The sequence below is a fragment of the Pseudomonas sp. DE0010 genome, assembly GCF_007680745.1.
In the GTDB taxonomy this organism is placed as follows: domain Bacteria; phylum Pseudomonadota; class Gammaproteobacteria; order Pseudomonadales; family Pseudomonadaceae; genus Aquipseudomonas; species Aquipseudomonas parafulva_B.
In genome coordinates, this window is sequence record NZ_VEJQ01000002.1 from 56925 (window position 1) to 72065 (window position 15141).

The 15141-nt window shown below is 62.1% G+C and carries 14 protein-coding genes; 12 read left to right on the forward strand and 2 right to left on the reverse strand.

The genetic code is table 11. The annotated features are described in order from the left end of the window. The first annotated feature begins 190 nt into the window (after positions 1–190). The 11 genes from FS767_RS01860 to FS767_RS01910 all read left to right on the forward strand — a co-directional run bounded on the left by FS767_RS01860 (position 191) and on the right by FS767_RS01910 (position 12130). The gene (locus FS767_RS01860; protein WP_144963996.1) at positions 191–1333 is read left to right on the forward strand and encodes a Fic family protein; all 1143 of its coding nucleotides are present in this window, start codon (positions 191–193) and stop codon (positions 1331–1333) included. A gap of 86 nt (positions 1334–1419) precedes the next feature. Continuing rightward, positions 1420–1881 carry an Lrp/AsnC family transcriptional regulator gene (locus tag FS767_RS01865; RefSeq protein WP_058603024.1) on the forward strand — a complete coding sequence of 154 codons (462 nt, stop codon included), beginning with the start codon at positions 1420–1422 and terminating at the stop codon, positions 1879–1881. Positions 1882–2065: 184 nt separating this feature from the next. After that, positions 2066–3748 (forward strand): NAD(P)/FAD-dependent oxidoreductase, encoded by a 1683-nt coding sequence (locus FS767_RS01870; RefSeq protein WP_144963997.1) that lies wholly within the window; start codon positions 2066–2068, stop codon positions 3746–3748. A 13-nt stretch (positions 3749–3761) separates the two neighbouring features. Further along, a complete protein-coding gene (locus FS767_RS01875; RefSeq protein ID WP_144963998.1) occupies positions 3762–4568 on the forward strand; it encodes a carbon-nitrogen hydrolase family protein in 807 nt (268 codons plus the stop codon). 47 nt (positions 4569–4615) lie between these two features. Continuing rightward, on the forward strand, positions 4616–6943 hold the full coding sequence (pqqF, locus tag FS767_RS01880) for a pyrroloquinoline quinone biosynthesis protein PqqF (RefSeq protein WP_144963999.1): 2328 nt from the start codon (positions 4616–4618) through the stop codon (positions 6941–6943). A gap of 127 nt (positions 6944–7070) precedes the next feature. Further along, positions 7071–7142 carry a pyrroloquinoline quinone precursor peptide PqqA gene (gene pqqA, locus FS767_RS01885; RefSeq protein WP_003243383.1) on the forward strand — a complete coding sequence of 24 codons (72 nt, stop codon included), beginning with the start codon at positions 7071–7073 and terminating at the stop codon, positions 7140–7142. A gap of 84 nt (positions 7143–7226) precedes the next feature. Then, positions 7227–8138 (forward strand): pyrroloquinoline quinone biosynthesis protein PqqB, encoded by a 912-nt coding sequence (pqqB, locus tag FS767_RS01890; protein ID WP_027913610.1) that lies wholly within the window; start codon positions 7227–7229, stop codon positions 8136–8138. Positions 8139–8178: 40 nt separating this feature from the next. Then, positions 8179–8934, forward strand: a complete 756-nt coding sequence (gene pqqC / locus FS767_RS01895) for a pyrroloquinoline-quinone synthase PqqC (protein ID WP_144964000.1) — start codon at positions 8179–8181, stop codon at positions 8932–8934. Continuing rightward, positions 8931–9206 carry a pyrroloquinoline quinone biosynthesis peptide chaperone PqqD gene (gene pqqD, locus FS767_RS01900; protein ID WP_058603019.1) on the forward strand — a complete coding sequence of 92 codons (276 nt, stop codon included), beginning with the start codon at positions 8931–8933 and terminating at the stop codon, positions 9204–9206. Before pqqC ends, pqqD begins: the two co-directional genes overlap by 4 nt. Beyond that, positions 9178–10338, forward strand: coding sequence for a pyrroloquinoline quinone biosynthesis protein PqqE (pqqE, locus tag FS767_RS01905; protein WP_144964001.1), 1161 nt, complete (start codon positions 9178–9180; stop codon positions 10336–10338). Before pqqD ends, pqqE begins: the two co-directional genes overlap by 29 nt. After that, positions 10304–12130 carry a S9 family peptidase gene (locus FS767_RS01910; RefSeq protein ID WP_144964002.1) on the forward strand — a complete coding sequence of 609 codons (1827 nt, stop codon included), beginning with the start codon at positions 10304–10306 and terminating at the stop codon, positions 12128–12130. The genes pqqE and FS767_RS01910 overlap by 35 nt, the downstream gene beginning before the upstream one ends. Positions 12131–12167: 37 nt before the next feature. Here the strand turns inward: FS767_RS01910 and FS767_RS01915 are convergent, their stop codons facing one another. Further along, a complete protein-coding gene (locus FS767_RS01915) occupies positions 12168–12326 on the reverse strand; it encodes a YqaE/Pmp3 family membrane protein (RefSeq protein ID WP_023532725.1) in 159 nt (52 codons plus the stop codon). 143 nt (positions 12327–12469) lie between these two features. Continuing rightward, the gene (locus tag FS767_RS01920) at positions 12470–13714 is read right to left on the reverse strand and encodes an aminotransferase class III-fold pyridoxal phosphate-dependent enzyme (RefSeq protein ID WP_144964003.1); all 1245 of its coding nucleotides are present in this window, start codon (positions 13712–13714) and stop codon (positions 12470–12472) included. Between the two features lie 203 nt (positions 13715–13917). On the opposite strand from FS767_RS01920, the gene FS767_RS01925 reads away from it, so the two are divergent. Next, positions 13918–14841 (forward strand): LysR family transcriptional regulator, encoded by a 924-nt coding sequence (locus FS767_RS01925; protein ID WP_144964004.1) that lies wholly within the window; start codon positions 13918–13920, stop codon positions 14839–14841. Positions 14842–15141: the final 300 nt, after the last annotated feature.

The window sequence follows — 15141 nt, forward strand, 5'->3', positions numbered from 1 at the left end:
TGCGAAATCGCGCAGTTGTGCGGCTTTTTTTCATCTTCATATCGGCGTTATGGACACGATGCCCGCGTTGAAACCGCTCATCAGGCCGCTTTTTCCCTCCATTCATTAGACAGTGAGCCGAATCGCAGGCATTATCGGCTCACTGAATGAGCCGAATAGGCTCGCTAATCGGCTCACGTGAACGCTACCCATGAACGACCCGCAATGGATCTGGCAGCAGCCCGATTGGCCAGCGTTTACCTGGCAAACTGAAACACTTGCCCCGCTGCTGCGCGCCTGCGGCCAGGTACAAGGCCGTCTATTGGGGATGCTCGATACCGTAGGGCATGACACTGAAGTGCAAAGCAGCCTGGATGCCCTGCTGCAGAACATCGTCACGTCTTGCGCCATCGAGGGCGAGCAACTGAATGTGGGTTCCGTGCGCTCATCGCTGGCGCGGCGCTTAGGGTTAAACGAAGAAAGCCAATCGACCACACCACGCTCCGAAGGCTTGGCAGCATTGCTGCTCGATGCCACTCAGGGGTATCAACAAACGCTGGACACAGAACGGCTCTTCATTTGGCACCGTTGGTTGTTTCCAAGCGATGACCCGTTGCTGGCGAGACCTCTGCATATCAGCACACTGCGCGGCGATGAGCCCATGCAGGTGGTGTCCGGCCGGATCGACCGCCCGACGGTCCATTTCGAAGCGCCTCCGCGGACGGGATTGGAAACACAACTGGCGGACTTTCTAGCGTGGTTCGAGCGCAGTCGCAGCGATGCGAACCTGGATCCTTTCTTGCGTGCAGGTATCGCGCACCTCTGGTTCGTTACCCTACACCCGTTCGATGACGGTAACGGCCGTCTTACCCGTGCGCTCACCGACTTGGCACTGGCGCAGGGTGAACGACAAACCATCCGTTTCTATGCGATGTCCGCGAGCATTCTCGACGACCGCGCCGGTTATTACCGTATCCTGGAAGCCAGTCAGAAAAGCGGACTGGATATCACCCATTGGCTGTACTGGTTCCTCACCACCTTGCTCAACAGCCTGGAAAAGGCTCTTGTACGTATTGATCGAGTACTGGCAAAGGCGCGATTCTGGCAGGTGAACCGCGGCCAGGGGTTATCAGCAGAGCAGGTAAAAGTACTCAACCGTCTGCTCGACGGTGGCGAGCGCGGCTTCGAGCAAGGCATCAGCGCGGCGCAATACCAAGCCGTGGCGAAGGTATCCAAAGCCACTGCGACTCGCCACCTCAGTGACCTCCTGGAAAAAGGCTGTATCGAACGCCTGCCCGGAGGCGGCCGCAGTACCCGTTATCAAATAGCACAGCGAGCCCCAAGAAAAGGCTGAGCGCACTCGTGCACGCCTCCTTGCCCCCACCCACCCAGGCTAGCTAGGCTACCTCCCCACTTCCCGTCGCCGAGCCACGCCACGCCATGCCAGACCTTCGCCCATTTGCCCTGGATGAAATCGACCGCCAGCTGATCGCCCTGTTACAGATCAATGCCCGTGAAAGCGTGGCCATGCTCGCGCGCCAGCTGGGCATCGCTCGCACTACGGTCAACTCACGGCTCGAGCGGTTGGAGAAGAACAAGGTGATCTCCGGTTACGGCGTGCGCTTGGGGCAGCAGGTGATGGGCGGTGGGCTACAAGCGTATGTGGGCATCAAGGTGCAGCCACGCTCGGGCAAAGAGGTCGTCAAACGGCTAAGCGCGATGGCCGCTGTGCGGCAGTTGTGCGCGGTGAGCGGCGAATTCGACTACGTGGCCTGGCTGCACACGGAGTCACCGGAACTACTGGACCAGTTGCTGGACCGCATCGGCAACGTCGAGGGCGTCGAAAAAACCACCACGTCGATCATCCTCAGCAGCAAGGTGGATCGCGGTCAGGCGCTTTGAAACCTGTGTTCACAAACATGAATTCGTCAAAATGCTCATAAACCACGTCACTATGACCAAAGAGGAGACATTTCGACCTCATTCTGCTTCTTAATAACGAAATGCCCCCTCTCTAAAATGACCGCCAGACGTCTCCTATACTCAGGCTCAGCACATCGCGCAGCCGCTCTGGCAAGGTCCTTCAATGAACAAGAACAACCGGCACCCTGACGACGGCAAGAAACCCATCACCATTTTCGGCCCGGACTTCCCATTCGCCTTCGATGACTGGCTGGAGCATCCGGCGGGCCTGGGCACGATTCCGGCGCAACGCCACGGCGAGGAAGTCGCGATCATCGGCGCCGGAATCGCCGGCCTGGTGGCCGCCTACGAGCTCATGAAACTGGGGCTCAAGCCGGTGGTGTACGAAGCCTCGAAGCTGGGTGGCCGGCTGCGCTCGCAAGCCTTCAATGGCACCGATGGCATCGTCGCCGAGTTGGGTGGCATGCGCTTTCCGGTGTCGTCCACGGCGTTCTATCACTACGTGGACAAACTGGGGTTGCAGACCAAGCCCTTTCCCAACCCATTGAGCTCGGCCTCCAGCAGCACGGTGATCGACCTCGAAGGGCAGACCTACTACGCCGAAACCCCTGCCGATCTTCCCAAGCTGTTCCATGAGGTGGCCGATGCCTGGGCTGACGCGTTGGAAAGCGGTGCGCAATTCGCCGATATCCAGCAAGCCATCCGTGATCGCGATGTACCACGCCTAAAGGCGCTGTGGAACAAACTCGTACCGCTGTGGGACGACCGCACCTTTTACGACTTCGTCGCCACCTCGCGCTCGTTCGCCAAGCTCAGTTTCCTGCACCGGGAAGTATTCGGCCAAGTGGGCTTCGGCACAGGCGGTTGGGACTCGGACTTCCCCAACTCGATGCTGGAGATCTTCCGGGTGGTCATGACCAACTGCGACGACCACCAGCATCTGATCGTGGGCGGCGTGGAGCAGGTACCGCAGGGTATCTGGCGCCATCGCCCCGAGCGCTGCGCCCATTGGCCCGAGGGCACCAGCTTGCGTTCCCTGCATGGCGGCGCACCCCGCACCGGGGTCAAGCGGATCCAGCGCGCTGCCGATGGCCGCCTGGCCGTCACCGACAACTGGGGGGACACCCGCCAGTACGGCGCCGTGCTCGCCACCTGCCAGACGTGGTTGCTGACCACCCAGATCGACTGCGAAGAATCGCTGTTTTCCCAGAAAATGTGGATGGCACTGGACCGTACCCGCTACATGCAGTCGTCGAAAACCTTCGTCATGGTCGACAGGCCGTTCTGGAAGGACAAGGACCCGGAAACCGGCCGCGACCTGCTGAGCATGACCCTGACCGACCGCCTGACCCGCGGCACGTACCTGTTCGACAACGGCGACGACAAGCCGGGGGTGATCTGCCTGTCCTATGCCTGGATGAGCGATGCCTTGAAGATGCTGCCGCACCCGGTGGAAAAACGCGTGCAGCTGGCCTTGGACGCGCTGAAGAAGATCTATCCGAAGACCGACATTGCCGGCCACATCATTGGCGACCCGATCACCGTGTCGTGGGAAGCGGACCCGTATTTCCTCGGTGCCTTCAAGGGCGCCCTGCCGGGTCATTACCGCTACAACCAACGCATGTACGCCCACTTCATGCAAAAGGACATGCCCGCCGAGCAACGCGGCATCTTCATTGCCGGCGACGATGTGTCGTGGACGCCTGCCTGGGTGGAGGGCGCCGTGCAGACTTCGCTCAATGCAGTGTGGGGTATCATCAATCACTTTGGCGGGCATACCCACCCCGAGAACCCGGGGCCGGGCGATGTGTTCGACGAGATCGGCCCCATCGCGCTGGCCGACTGACCCAGGAGCTGTCATGCGCATAGCCTTGTTCCAAGCCCTGCCTAGCCCGCTGGATGTGCCCGGCAACCTGCAGCGGTTGCGCGATCAGGCTCAGTTGGCAGCCGGCCAGGGCGCGTCATTGCTGGTTTGCCCTGAAATGTTCCTGACCGGCTACAACATCGGCTCGGCTCAGGTGCAGCAACTGGCCGAAGCCTGCGATGGCCCGTCAGCACAGCACATCATGCAGACAGCGCGCACCTGCGGTATCGCCATCGCCTACGGCTATCCGGAACGGGATCCGAACGGTGCCGTTTTCAACAGTGTGCAATTGATCGCTGCCGATGGCCGCCGCCTTTGCAACTACCGCAAGACGCACCTGTTCGGCGAGCTCGATCGCACGATGTTCGAGCAGGGGCCGGATCACTTTCCGGTCGTCGAGCTGGACGGCTGGAAAGTCGGCCTGCTGATTTGCTACGACATCGAGTTCCCGGAAAATGCCCGTCGGCTGGCCTTGGCCGGCGCCGAACTGATCCTGGTCCCGACGGCCAACATGCAGCCCTACGACTTCGTTTGCCAGGTGACGGTGCGGGCACGGGCCCAGGAAAACCAGTGTTACCTGGTGTATGCCAACTACTGCGGCGCGGAAGACGCCATCGCCTATTGTGGACAAAGCAGCATCGTCGGCCCGGATGGCGGCGTATTGCGCACGGCAGGCCATGAAGAGTGCCTGCTGCTGGCCGAGCTGGAACAGCAAGCCGTGGTGCAGGGCCGTCGGGCCTTCCCCTACCTCACCGACCTGCGTCAGGCCTTACACGGACGAACGCCCCAGCAGGATCACTGACAGCGCACCGCTTGCAGGCTAGCATGGTCGGACCACACGGAGCCCCCATGCCTGACACCATCCGCCAGCTCACCCTTGCCAACGGCCTGCAGCTCACCCTGCGCCACGCCCCTCGTCTCAAGCGCGCGGCGGCGGCGCTCCGGGTGCACGCGGGCAGCCATGATGCCCCTGCCAAATGGCCTGGCCTGGCGCATTTTCTCGAGCACCTGTTCTTTCTGGGCACAACGCGTTATCCCCTGGAAGATGGCCTGATGCGCTACGTGCAGGCGCTCGGCGGCCAGGTCAATGCCAGTACCCGCGAGCGGGCGACGGACTTTTTCTTCGAAACCCCGCCCACAGCCTTGGCGGGCGGTTTGATGCGGCTTTGCCAGATGCTGGCCGAGCCGGACCTGGCCATCGCCCGCCAACGCGACGAGCGCGAAGTGATCCACGCCGAATTCATCGCCTGGTCGCGTAGCCGCCAGGCCCAGGCGCATCATGCCTTACTGCAATCCGTGGCGCCGGGGCATCCGTTGCGGGCCTTCCAGGCCGGTAACCGTTATACCTTGCCGCTGAAAGACCCCGCCTTCCAGCGAGCGCTGAGCGAGTTTCACCGACGCTATTATCAGGGCGGCCAGATGGTGCTGGCGGTGAGCGGCCCTCAGTCCCTGGATGAGCTGGAACAGTTGGCCGTACAACCCGCTCGACTGTTCGCCAGCGGCACGCGCGTGCTACAGCGCCCTCCACCCCCACTGGGCACAAGCTGCAACCGGCAACTGTTCGCCCATGAACAGATGCCGGCCGGCGCTGAACAGGCCCTGGCGCTGCTGATCAGTTGTCTGAACGACAGTCGCCCCGGCATGTGGCTCGCGGCCGCGCGCCAGCACTGCGGATTGCAGGCCATCAAGGTGGAAACGCTCTATGCCTTTGCCGGGCAGCTGCTCTGGCACATCGACCTGACGCCGGGCGCCGGTATGCCAACTGGGCAGGCCATGGCCCTGCTGCACGGCTGGTTCGGATACATGCAGAACGCGGATTTTGCGCAGCTCAATCGAGAATTCGGGGGTTTGCAAAAGCGCCGTGAGCACAGCGCCAGCGCCATGGAGCTGGCACGCAGGGACAGCGCAGGGCTTCCCTTCACCGCGCTTGATACACAAGGGCAGCACGCCTTTACTGCGCTTCTGGCAAGCTTGCCACGTTCCGACCTGGGCCGTTGGCAGTTCCCTTTGAGCGAGCCATTGCTGCACACGCGGTTGCCTGAAACCGGTGAGTGTTCGTTACCCGGCGGGCTGAGCATCAGCGACGCCTTGCCCACCGCGCGCCAGCACGCCGCCCTGCTTGTACGCTGGCATGTGCCCCTTGCTTTGAAGGAATCACTGCATGCTGTTCTGGACCAAGCCCTTGCCCCACTCAAAGCGCGCTGTGAGCGCGCCTCGGTACAGCTACAGTTCAGCAGAGCGGGCCAGGGATGGGAACTGCGCTGTGCAGGCGTAGCCTCGGCCGTGGTCACCGCCATCGGAATTGCCCTGCCCTTGTTGAAGGCCCCGCCGGCCGACTGTTGGTCTGACTGTGCTGGACCACCCAGTGAACCCATGCCCATCAGGGCATTGCTCGAACAGTTGCCAAACGCCGTGGCAGGCCTCGACGTGCAAGCGGTGGCCGGGTCACGACAGAGCCAGCCCCAACTCGACAGGCTCTGGCAGCAGGCCACCTGGCACGGGCTGGCCGTCGGTTTCGATGCAGATGCACAGCAGGCACTGTCAGCCGTCCTGCAAGGCCTGCCCGGCCATGGCAGCGCGCCTGTTCCCGTTCCGCCGCTCACCCGTCGTTGGTACACGGTGGGCGGGTACGGCAGCGAACATGCCTTGCTGGTGTTCTGCCCTCTGCCAGCGGGCATGGAGGCAGCGGGCAGGCTGCTGGCTCACCTGCTGCAAGGCCCTGTCTATCAACGTCTGCGGGTCGAGCTGCAACTGGGCTATGCGGTGTTCAGCGCCTTGCGCCAGGTGGAGGGGGTGCACGGGCTGATGATCGGCGTTCAATCGCCTCACGCCAGCCCGGACATGATTCTGGAACAGGTGGTCACGCTATTGCGCGAGCGCGTTACGCTGGACGTTCCCTCGCAGCAACTGCTGGCTGATCAGTTCGATGAAGTGGTCATGAGCAATGCCGAGGTTGTGGAGTGGGCCTGGCAGACACACCTGGCTACACAACCCCGGACGCTAGATGACGTACGCAAGGCTATCCTCAACGTGCGGCAGCATGATCTGGAAAGGCTGCAGGATGCATTGCTCGATGGGCAGGCGCCCTGGACCTGTCTGGCCAACGCTGCCGCGCCACCTGACTTTCAGGCGCAGCAGCGCGAGATTGTTGCACCTGGTGCAACGCTACTTTCCTGATACACAGTCTTCGGATGAACGGTTTTCTTGTAAGATAGCGCAACCCTGATTCAGGGAACCTCCTGCCTATGGCGGTACCCAAGTAGTAGTCAAGCGTTCCTCAAACCCATTCGGAAGGAGTAATCCCATGTGGACCAAACCTGCATACACTGACCTGCGTATCGGCTTCGAAGTCACCATGTACTTCGCCAACCGCTAAGCACGGCTTAGGGTACGACGCCTCGGCCTGCCGGGGCGTTTTCGTTTTTTGGACATGACTTTCCGCACAGCATAGAGAGCACCCATGTATATCCAGGTTCTCGGCTCGGCCGCCGGTGGCGGGTTTCCGCAGTGGAACTGCAACTGCGTCAACTGCAAGGGCTTCAGGGACGGTACCCTGCGGGCCACCGCCCGCACCCAGTCATCCATCGCCCTATCCGATGACGGTGTGCATTGGGTGTTGTGCAACGCTTCGCCAGACATTCGTGCACAGCTCCAGGCCTTCGCGCCCATGCAACCTGCCCGAGGTCTGCGCGATACCGGCATAGACGCGATCATCCTGCTGGACAGCCAGATCGATCACACCACTGGCCTGCTCAGCCTGCGCGAAGGTTGCCCGCACCCGGTGTGGTGCACGGACATGGTCCACCAGGACCTGACCACCGGCTTTCCGCTGTTCACCATGCTCAGCCACTGGAACGGCGGCCTGCAATGGAACCGAATCGAGCTTGAAGGCAGTTTCGTCATCCAGGCCTGCCCTAATCTGCGGTTCACCCCTTTCCCGCTGCGCAGTGCGGCACCGCCCTATTCCCCACACCGCTTCGACCCGCACCCAGGCGACAACCTTGGCCTGCTGGTCGAGGACACCCGCACCGGTGGCAAGCTGTTCTATGCCCCGGGCCTTGGCCAGGTGGACGAGCAGTTGCTGGAGATGATGCAAGGCGCCGATTGTCTGCTGGTCGATGGCACCTTGTGGGAGGACGACGAGATGCAGCGCCGCGGGGTGGGCACGCGTACCGGCCGTGAAATGGGGCACCTGGCCCAGAACGGCGCCGGCGGCATGCTCGAAGTGCTCGACGGCTTTGCGCGCCAGCGCAAAGTGCTTATCCACATCAACAACACCAACCCGATTCTCGACGAAGACTCACCCGAGCGCGCCGAAGTGCTGCGCCGCGGTGTGGAAGTGGCCTTCGACGGCATGAGCATCGAGTTGTAACGGGCCTGCCCGCCACCCCAGCCTTCCAGGAGCCAGCCGAATGAGCGATGCACTGCCAATGTCCCCTGCCGAGTTCGAGCAGGCCCTGCGCGCCAAGGGCGCCTACTATCACATTCACCATCCCTACCACGTCGCCATGTATGAAGGCCGTGCTACCCGCGAACAGATCCAGGGTTGGGTAGCCAACCGCTTCTATTACCAGGTCAACATCCCGATGAAGGACGCCGCCATCCTGGCCAATTGCCCGGATCGCGAGGTACGCCGGGAGTGGATACAGCGCTTGCTCGACCACGATGGCGCACCTGGTGAGGACGGCGGCATCGAAGCCTGGCTGCGCCTGGGCCAGGCGGTTGGCCTTGACCCTGAGCAGTTGCGCTCACAGGAATTGGTATTGCCGGGGGTGCGCTTTGCCGTGGATGCCTACGTGAATTTTGCCCGTCGCGCCAGTTGGCAGGAAGCGGCCAGCAGCTCGCTGACCGAACTCTTCGCCCCGCAGATCCACCAATCACGCCTGGACAGCTGGCCGCAGCACTACCCCTGGATCGACCCGGCAGGCTACGCGTATTTCCGCACGCGCCTTGGCCAGGCTCGCCGCGACGTTGAGCATGGCCTGGCCATTACCTTGCAGTACTACACCACCTGGGCTGGGCAGCAGCGTATGCTGGAAATCCTCCAGTTCAAGCTGGACATCCTGTGGAGCATGCTTGATGCCATGAGCATGGCCTATGAGCTGAACCGGCCGCCCTATCACTCCGTCACCCAGGAGCGGGTGTGGCATAAAGGAATCACTCTATGAAATTCGATCGTCAGCAAGTGCCCAGGTGGCGCCAGGGTTACCGCTTCCAGTACGAGCCTGCCCAGAAAGGCCATGTACTGCTCTACCCTGAAGGCATGATCAAGCTCAACGAAAGCGCCAGCCTGATCGGAGGGTTGATCGACGGCCAGCGCGATGTGGCAGCCATCATCGACGCACTCCAGCAGCAATTCCCCGATGTGCCGGAAGTGGCCGACGATATCGAGCAGTTCATGGAGGTGGCCCGTGCCGAACACTGGATCGAGCTTGCCTGAGCTACCACCCACGCCCGAGGTCGGCCTGCCGCTGTGGCTGCTGGCCGAGTTGACCTACCGCTGCCCGCTGCAGTGCCCCTATTGCTCCAACCCCCTTGATTTCGCAGCCCAGGGCCAGGAGTTGAGCACTGCGCAGTGGTTCAAGGTCATGGCCCAGGCCCGCGAGATGGGCGCCGCGCAGATTGGGTTTTCCGGGGGCGAGCCGCTGGTTCGCCAGGACCTCGCCGAGCTGATCGCCGAGGCCCGCCGACTGGGGTACTACACCAACCTGATTACCTCGGGTATCGGCTTGACCGAGGCGCGCATCGCCGCCTTCAAGCAGGCCGGCCTGGACCATATCCAGATCAGCTTCCAGGCCAGCGACGAGCAGGTGAACAACCTGTTGGCCGGTTCCAGAAAAGCCTTCGCACAGAAGTTGGAAATGGCCCGCGCCGTGAAGGCCCATGGTTACCCCATGGTGCTCAACTTCGTCACCCACCGGCACAACATCGACAAGATCGACCGCATCATCGAGTTGTGCATCGCCCTGGATGCGGATTTCGTCGAACTGGCCACGTGCCAGTTCTACGGTTGGGCGCACCTGAACCGGGTCGGGCTTTTGCCCACCCGTGATCAGCTGGAGCGAGCCGAGCGGATTACCAACGAGTACCGCGACAAGCTCAAGGCCGAAGGCAACCCGTGCAAGCTGATCTTCGTCACGCCGGACTACTACGAAGAGCGGCCCAAGGCCTGCATGAACGGCTGGGGTAACCTGTTCCTGACCATCACCCCCGATGGCACCGCCCTGCCATGCCATGGGGCCCGTCAGTTGCCGGTGCAGTTCCCCAACGTGCGTGAGCATGACCTGCGACACATCTGGTATGAGTCGTTCGGTTTCAACCGCTTCCGTGGCTACCAGTGGATGCCGGAACCCTGCCGCTCCTGCGATGAAAAGCAGAAGGACTTTGGTGGCTGCCGCTGCCAGGCCTTCATGCTCACCGGTGATGCCAGCAATGCCGACCCGGTATGTGCCAAGTCGCCCGACCATGGCTTGATCCTCAAGGCCCGCGAGCAGGCGCAAAGCGCCGACCTCGCCATAGATCAGATGACTTTCCGAAATGAACGAAACTCCCGTGTCATCGCCCGAGGCTGAGTTCACCGCCGCCCAGGCCGTCGCCGCCGGCACCGATTTCGCCGAACTCAAGGTCGGTGATGCCGGCCTGTTTTGGGTCGAATTTCGGCCGGCCGACGACGCTTGCCGCATCTGGCACTGGCATCATCACCAGGCACGTTGCCTGACCCCGGACGGCTTCAGTGTACGCAGCCGTGTCTACGAATATGGTGGGGGCAGTTTCTGCCTGGGCGGGGACGGACTCGTGTTCGTCAACGAAAAGGACCAGCAGGTTTACACCCAGCCCTTGGACAACGCGCCGCCGCGCCCCCTTACCCATGACCCCGCCTGCCGCTATGGCGATGTGCAATGGCATGACGGGCAGGCCCTGGCTGTGGAGGAGCGTCATGGCGAAACCGTGGAGCACCGCCTGGTGGCTTTGGCCGAGGGCACGCGTCAGGTGCTGGCCGAAGGCGCCGATTTCTACGCCTCGCCCACGGTCAGCCCGGACGGACAGCGCCTGGCCTGGATCGAATGGGACCGCCCGGCGCAGCCGTGGACGGTAACGCGGCTGATGACCTGCCATCGCGAGGCCAGCGGCCAATGGGGGGCAGTGCAAACGGTAGCAGCGGGCGATGAATCGCTGCAGCAACCTCGCTTCGATACGGCTAACCGTCTGTACTGCCTGTCCGATTGCAACGGTTTCTGGCAGCCGTGGGGTGAGCTTGATGGCAGCTGGCAAGCGTTGGCAAGCGAGCCTGCCGACCATGCCGCAGCACCGTGGCAACTGGGCGCCAGTACCTGGCTGGCACTCGGGCCACAGCATTACCTGGCCACTTGGTTCGAAGCAGGTTGCGGGCAACTGGGCCTGCGCACGCCCGATGGTCGCAGCGAGCGATTCGCCAGCGCCTACACCCGCTTTCGCCACCTGGCCATGGACGCCACCTGCGTGTATGCCATCGCCGCCTCGCCCATCAGCCCTGCGGCAGTCATTGCGATTGCCCGTGACACCCATGAGGTGAGCGTACTGGCCGGGGGCGCCGAGGTATTGCCGGCGCATCGGATCAGCTTGCCCCAGTCATTTCATTGCGGGGCTGGAGAGGCGCTGGCCCATGGCTTTTTCTATCCGGCTGTCGGCAGTATCACGCCATCGCCGCTGATCGTCTTCATTCATGGCGGCCCGACCTCGGCCTGCTATCCCGTGCTCGACCCGAGAATCCAGTTCTGGACTCACCGAGGTTTCGCCGTTGCCGACCTCAACTACCGCGGCAGTAGTGGCTATGGCCGTGAGTACCGCCATGCTCTGCACCTGCGTTGGGGCCAAAGCGATGTGGAAGATGCCTGCTCAGCCGTCGAGCGTCTGGCGGCCGATGGCCTGATCGACAGGACCCAGGTGTTCATCCGGGGCGGCAGCGCCGGCGGCTACACCGCTCTTTGCGCACTGGCGTTCACGGACGTATTCCGGGCAGGCGCGAGCCTGTATGGCGTCAGCGACCCGGTGGCACTGGCGCGTGCCACGCACAAGTTCGAGGGTGACTACCTGGACTGGCTGATCGGCGATCCGGACCAGGATGCCGAGCGCTACCGGCAGCGCACGCCGCTGCTGCACGCCGAACGAATCAAGGTGCCGGTGGTGTTCTTTCAAGGGGAACTGGATGCGGTCGTGGTGCCAGAGCAGACCCGCGCCATGCTCGCAGCGCTCAATGCCAATGGCATCGAAGCCCAGGCACATTTCTACGAGGGCGAGCGGCATGGGTTTCGCAAGGCCCGTAACCTTGAGCATGCGCTCGATCAGGAATGGCGATTCTACTGCAAGGTGCTTGAGCAGCATTGAGCCGGCGGCTCACGGCCATCCGTGAGCCGCACGGAATTCAGCGCCTGGCGATGATGTACACCGCGTGCACGATGCCTGGGATATAGCCAAGCAAGGTCAGCAGAATGTTCAGCCAGAAGGCTCCACCAAACCCCACCTGCAGAAACACGCCCAAGGGCGGCAGAATGATTGCGATGATAATCCGAATAATGTCCATGCGAGTCTCTCCGTAAGGGGTTACATCACAGACTCGCCGCCGCTTGCAGAGGTTCCACAGGCAAAAAAAACGCCCAGGGCCGAATGTGACAGGCCCGGGGCGGTGCGCAGAAACGCCAGACGGTTCGGTTTTACGTGGGTGGACTAGGCGGGCATCTTTCGTCCCGAGGCTTGGACAGCGTGCAGTCGCGCGAACGCGCGCGAAAGCCTCAACAGCATTTCGTCGACATTGCCGCGGGTCACCGTTAGCGCCGGTGAGAACCGCAGCACATCGGCCTGGGGCGCACCGACCAACAGGCACTCTTGCAATGCCGCACGCTCCAGCGCCCGTGCCAGGGGATCATTGAGCTGCAACGTCCACAACAGTCCACTCCCGCAGACCTGGCCCTGGCCAAAGCGGCCCGCCAGGCGGCTAAGTCCCTCACGTAGATGACGGCCAGTGTCCTGCACGTGCTCAAGGAAGCCTGCATCCAGCACCGTCTTCAGAACTGCCAGGCCTGCTGCGGCCGTCACCGCATTGCTGTACCGGGCATCCGGTAGCCCTGCCAACGGCGCGCAGCAAGCGCTGTTGCGCACCAGCACGGCGGCCAGTGGCACACCCCCACCAAGGCCGGCACCCAGCGCCAAGATGTCGGCTTGCACGCCGTACAGGGTTTCGGCCAGCAACGCACCGCAGCGGCCCATGCCTGTGCGTGCTTCATCAAGGATCAGCAGAATGCCCAGCTCGCGGCAAAGGGCCTCAGCGCCCTTGAGGTATTCAGCGGTTGCAAGAACGATCGCACCCTGGCTTTGCAATGGTTCCAACACGATGGCTACCGTGCGCGACTCGACTGCGGCGTGAAGTGCAGCCAGGTCATTGAACGGCACATGGCTCAGATGGGCGTGTTCCGTTTTGCTATGGCTTGCACTGCTGGCCACAGGCGCACCGTACACGTCTTCCCCGCCCTGGCGGGCAACGATGATATGGCCCGCGCCGTGGCGGTGGCGTTCACCCCAGTGGCGAGCCAGGCGAATAGCGGCTTCATGTGCCTGTGCCGCGCTGTCGAAAAGCAGGGCACGTTCACTCCCGGTCGCTTGGCAGAGCTGGTCGCTCAATGCCAGAACGCCCTCGTGCGAGCGCCCCACACCCGGATTGATCAAAGCCTGAGCCTGGTTCGCCACCGCCTTGACGATCGACTCGGGGCTGTGCCCCAGCGTGTTGACCCCGTCGCCTTGGTTGAAGTCCAGACAGGCTTGGCCTTGGTCGTCCCAAAGCCACGCGCCTTGCCCTCTGATGAAAACAGGTGAGTCAGGGGCCTTGGCATTAATACGAGGCCGAGCGCGTGCTGGCTCAGGCAACGTTTCAATCCCGATAGCACGCGCTGGACGGCGAAGGTTGAACAGGTTCATCGAAGTTATGCACGCTTGGATGATGGGCAGGGCTGGAACGGCCTTGGTGTAACTGAAATGCCGTGCCTATGGATAGGGAGTCAGACCATGGTAAGGATGAGGTCCTTGTGAAGCCTGTAACCCGTTGTTATACCGCGATAGACTAGGCGCCGAATGCCGATTCCGACATTTCGATTTAGCAGTATTTTCAATAAGTAGAACTTATGGATTTTCGCCAACTGCGTTATTTCGTCGCGGTCTACGAAGAAGGCCATGTCGGGCGTGCCGCCGAGCGCCTGTCATTGTCTCAACCGGCCCTGTCCCAGCAGATTCGCCAGCTCGAGCATGGCCTGGACCTGAGCCTGTTCGAGCGCAGTAACAAGCGCCTGCTGCCTACACTGGCGGCGCACACCTTGTACAACCATGCCCTGCCCTTGCTCGATGGCTTGCAAAGGGCCCACGAGGCGATGCGAAACTTCAAGGGGCAGGCACTGCGAACCCTGGCGATCGGCGTCTTGCAAACGGTTCGGCCGAGCCTGGTACCGCAGCTTCTGGAACGACTGCGCAAGGCCCAGCCGCACCTGGTAGTGCAGATCTATGAGTTGTCGGGGTTGGAAATCGAGAAGCGCCTGATCAGCGGCACGCTGGACATCGGCATTAGCTACCTGCCCGCGCGCCAACCTGGGCTGCATGGCGTGTTGCTGTACGAGGACGAATTGCAGTTGGTCATCCCAACGACCCACCCGCTCAAGGACTTCAAGAAGGTGTCGATCCGCCAGGCGGCGGAACTGCCCATGCTGATGCTGGGCGAGGAATTCCAGATGCGTCAGATCTGGCAGGCACAGCTGGCCAGCCAAGGTCGTCGCCCGCAGGTTCAGGCAGAAATGAATAACATGGCAGGCATTCTCGACAGCCTGTCGCACACCTCACTGGCGACCATCCTGCCGGGGCGGGCCAAGGAAGCCGAACAGGCGCAGCAAGGGCTGCTGTGGAAGCCGTTGAGTGAGCCCAGGGTGCCCTTGAAGGTAGGCCTGGTGTTCCGTGACGCTCAGCGTCAGCAGGCCTCAATAGAACTTCTGCGTGGCCTGCTCGAAGAAGAGACTGACTTGCGTGGACCGGCGGCTTCGCCACTCGATGCACTGGGCTGAACGTGACGCACAAGAAAAACCCCGCCGAGGCGGGGTTCTTCAGACTGTTTCCCTGTGACATCCGTATCGCCCCACCATCCTGGCAGGAAATCCTTCGTCGTCTTCCGTGATCTGTCCTATGCGCTTCCTGCGCAACGTCCATGGAATAAAGATAACCCTGGATCCAATCTGAGAACAGTGGTGAAAAGTCACCACGTGCTGTAGGAAAAGGCTTACAAAGGGTAATCATTCCTATCTGCACCCTTTGTAATGGCGCCCACCCTGAAGCGGGCGCCCTTAGCTACGGCCGTATCAACGTCT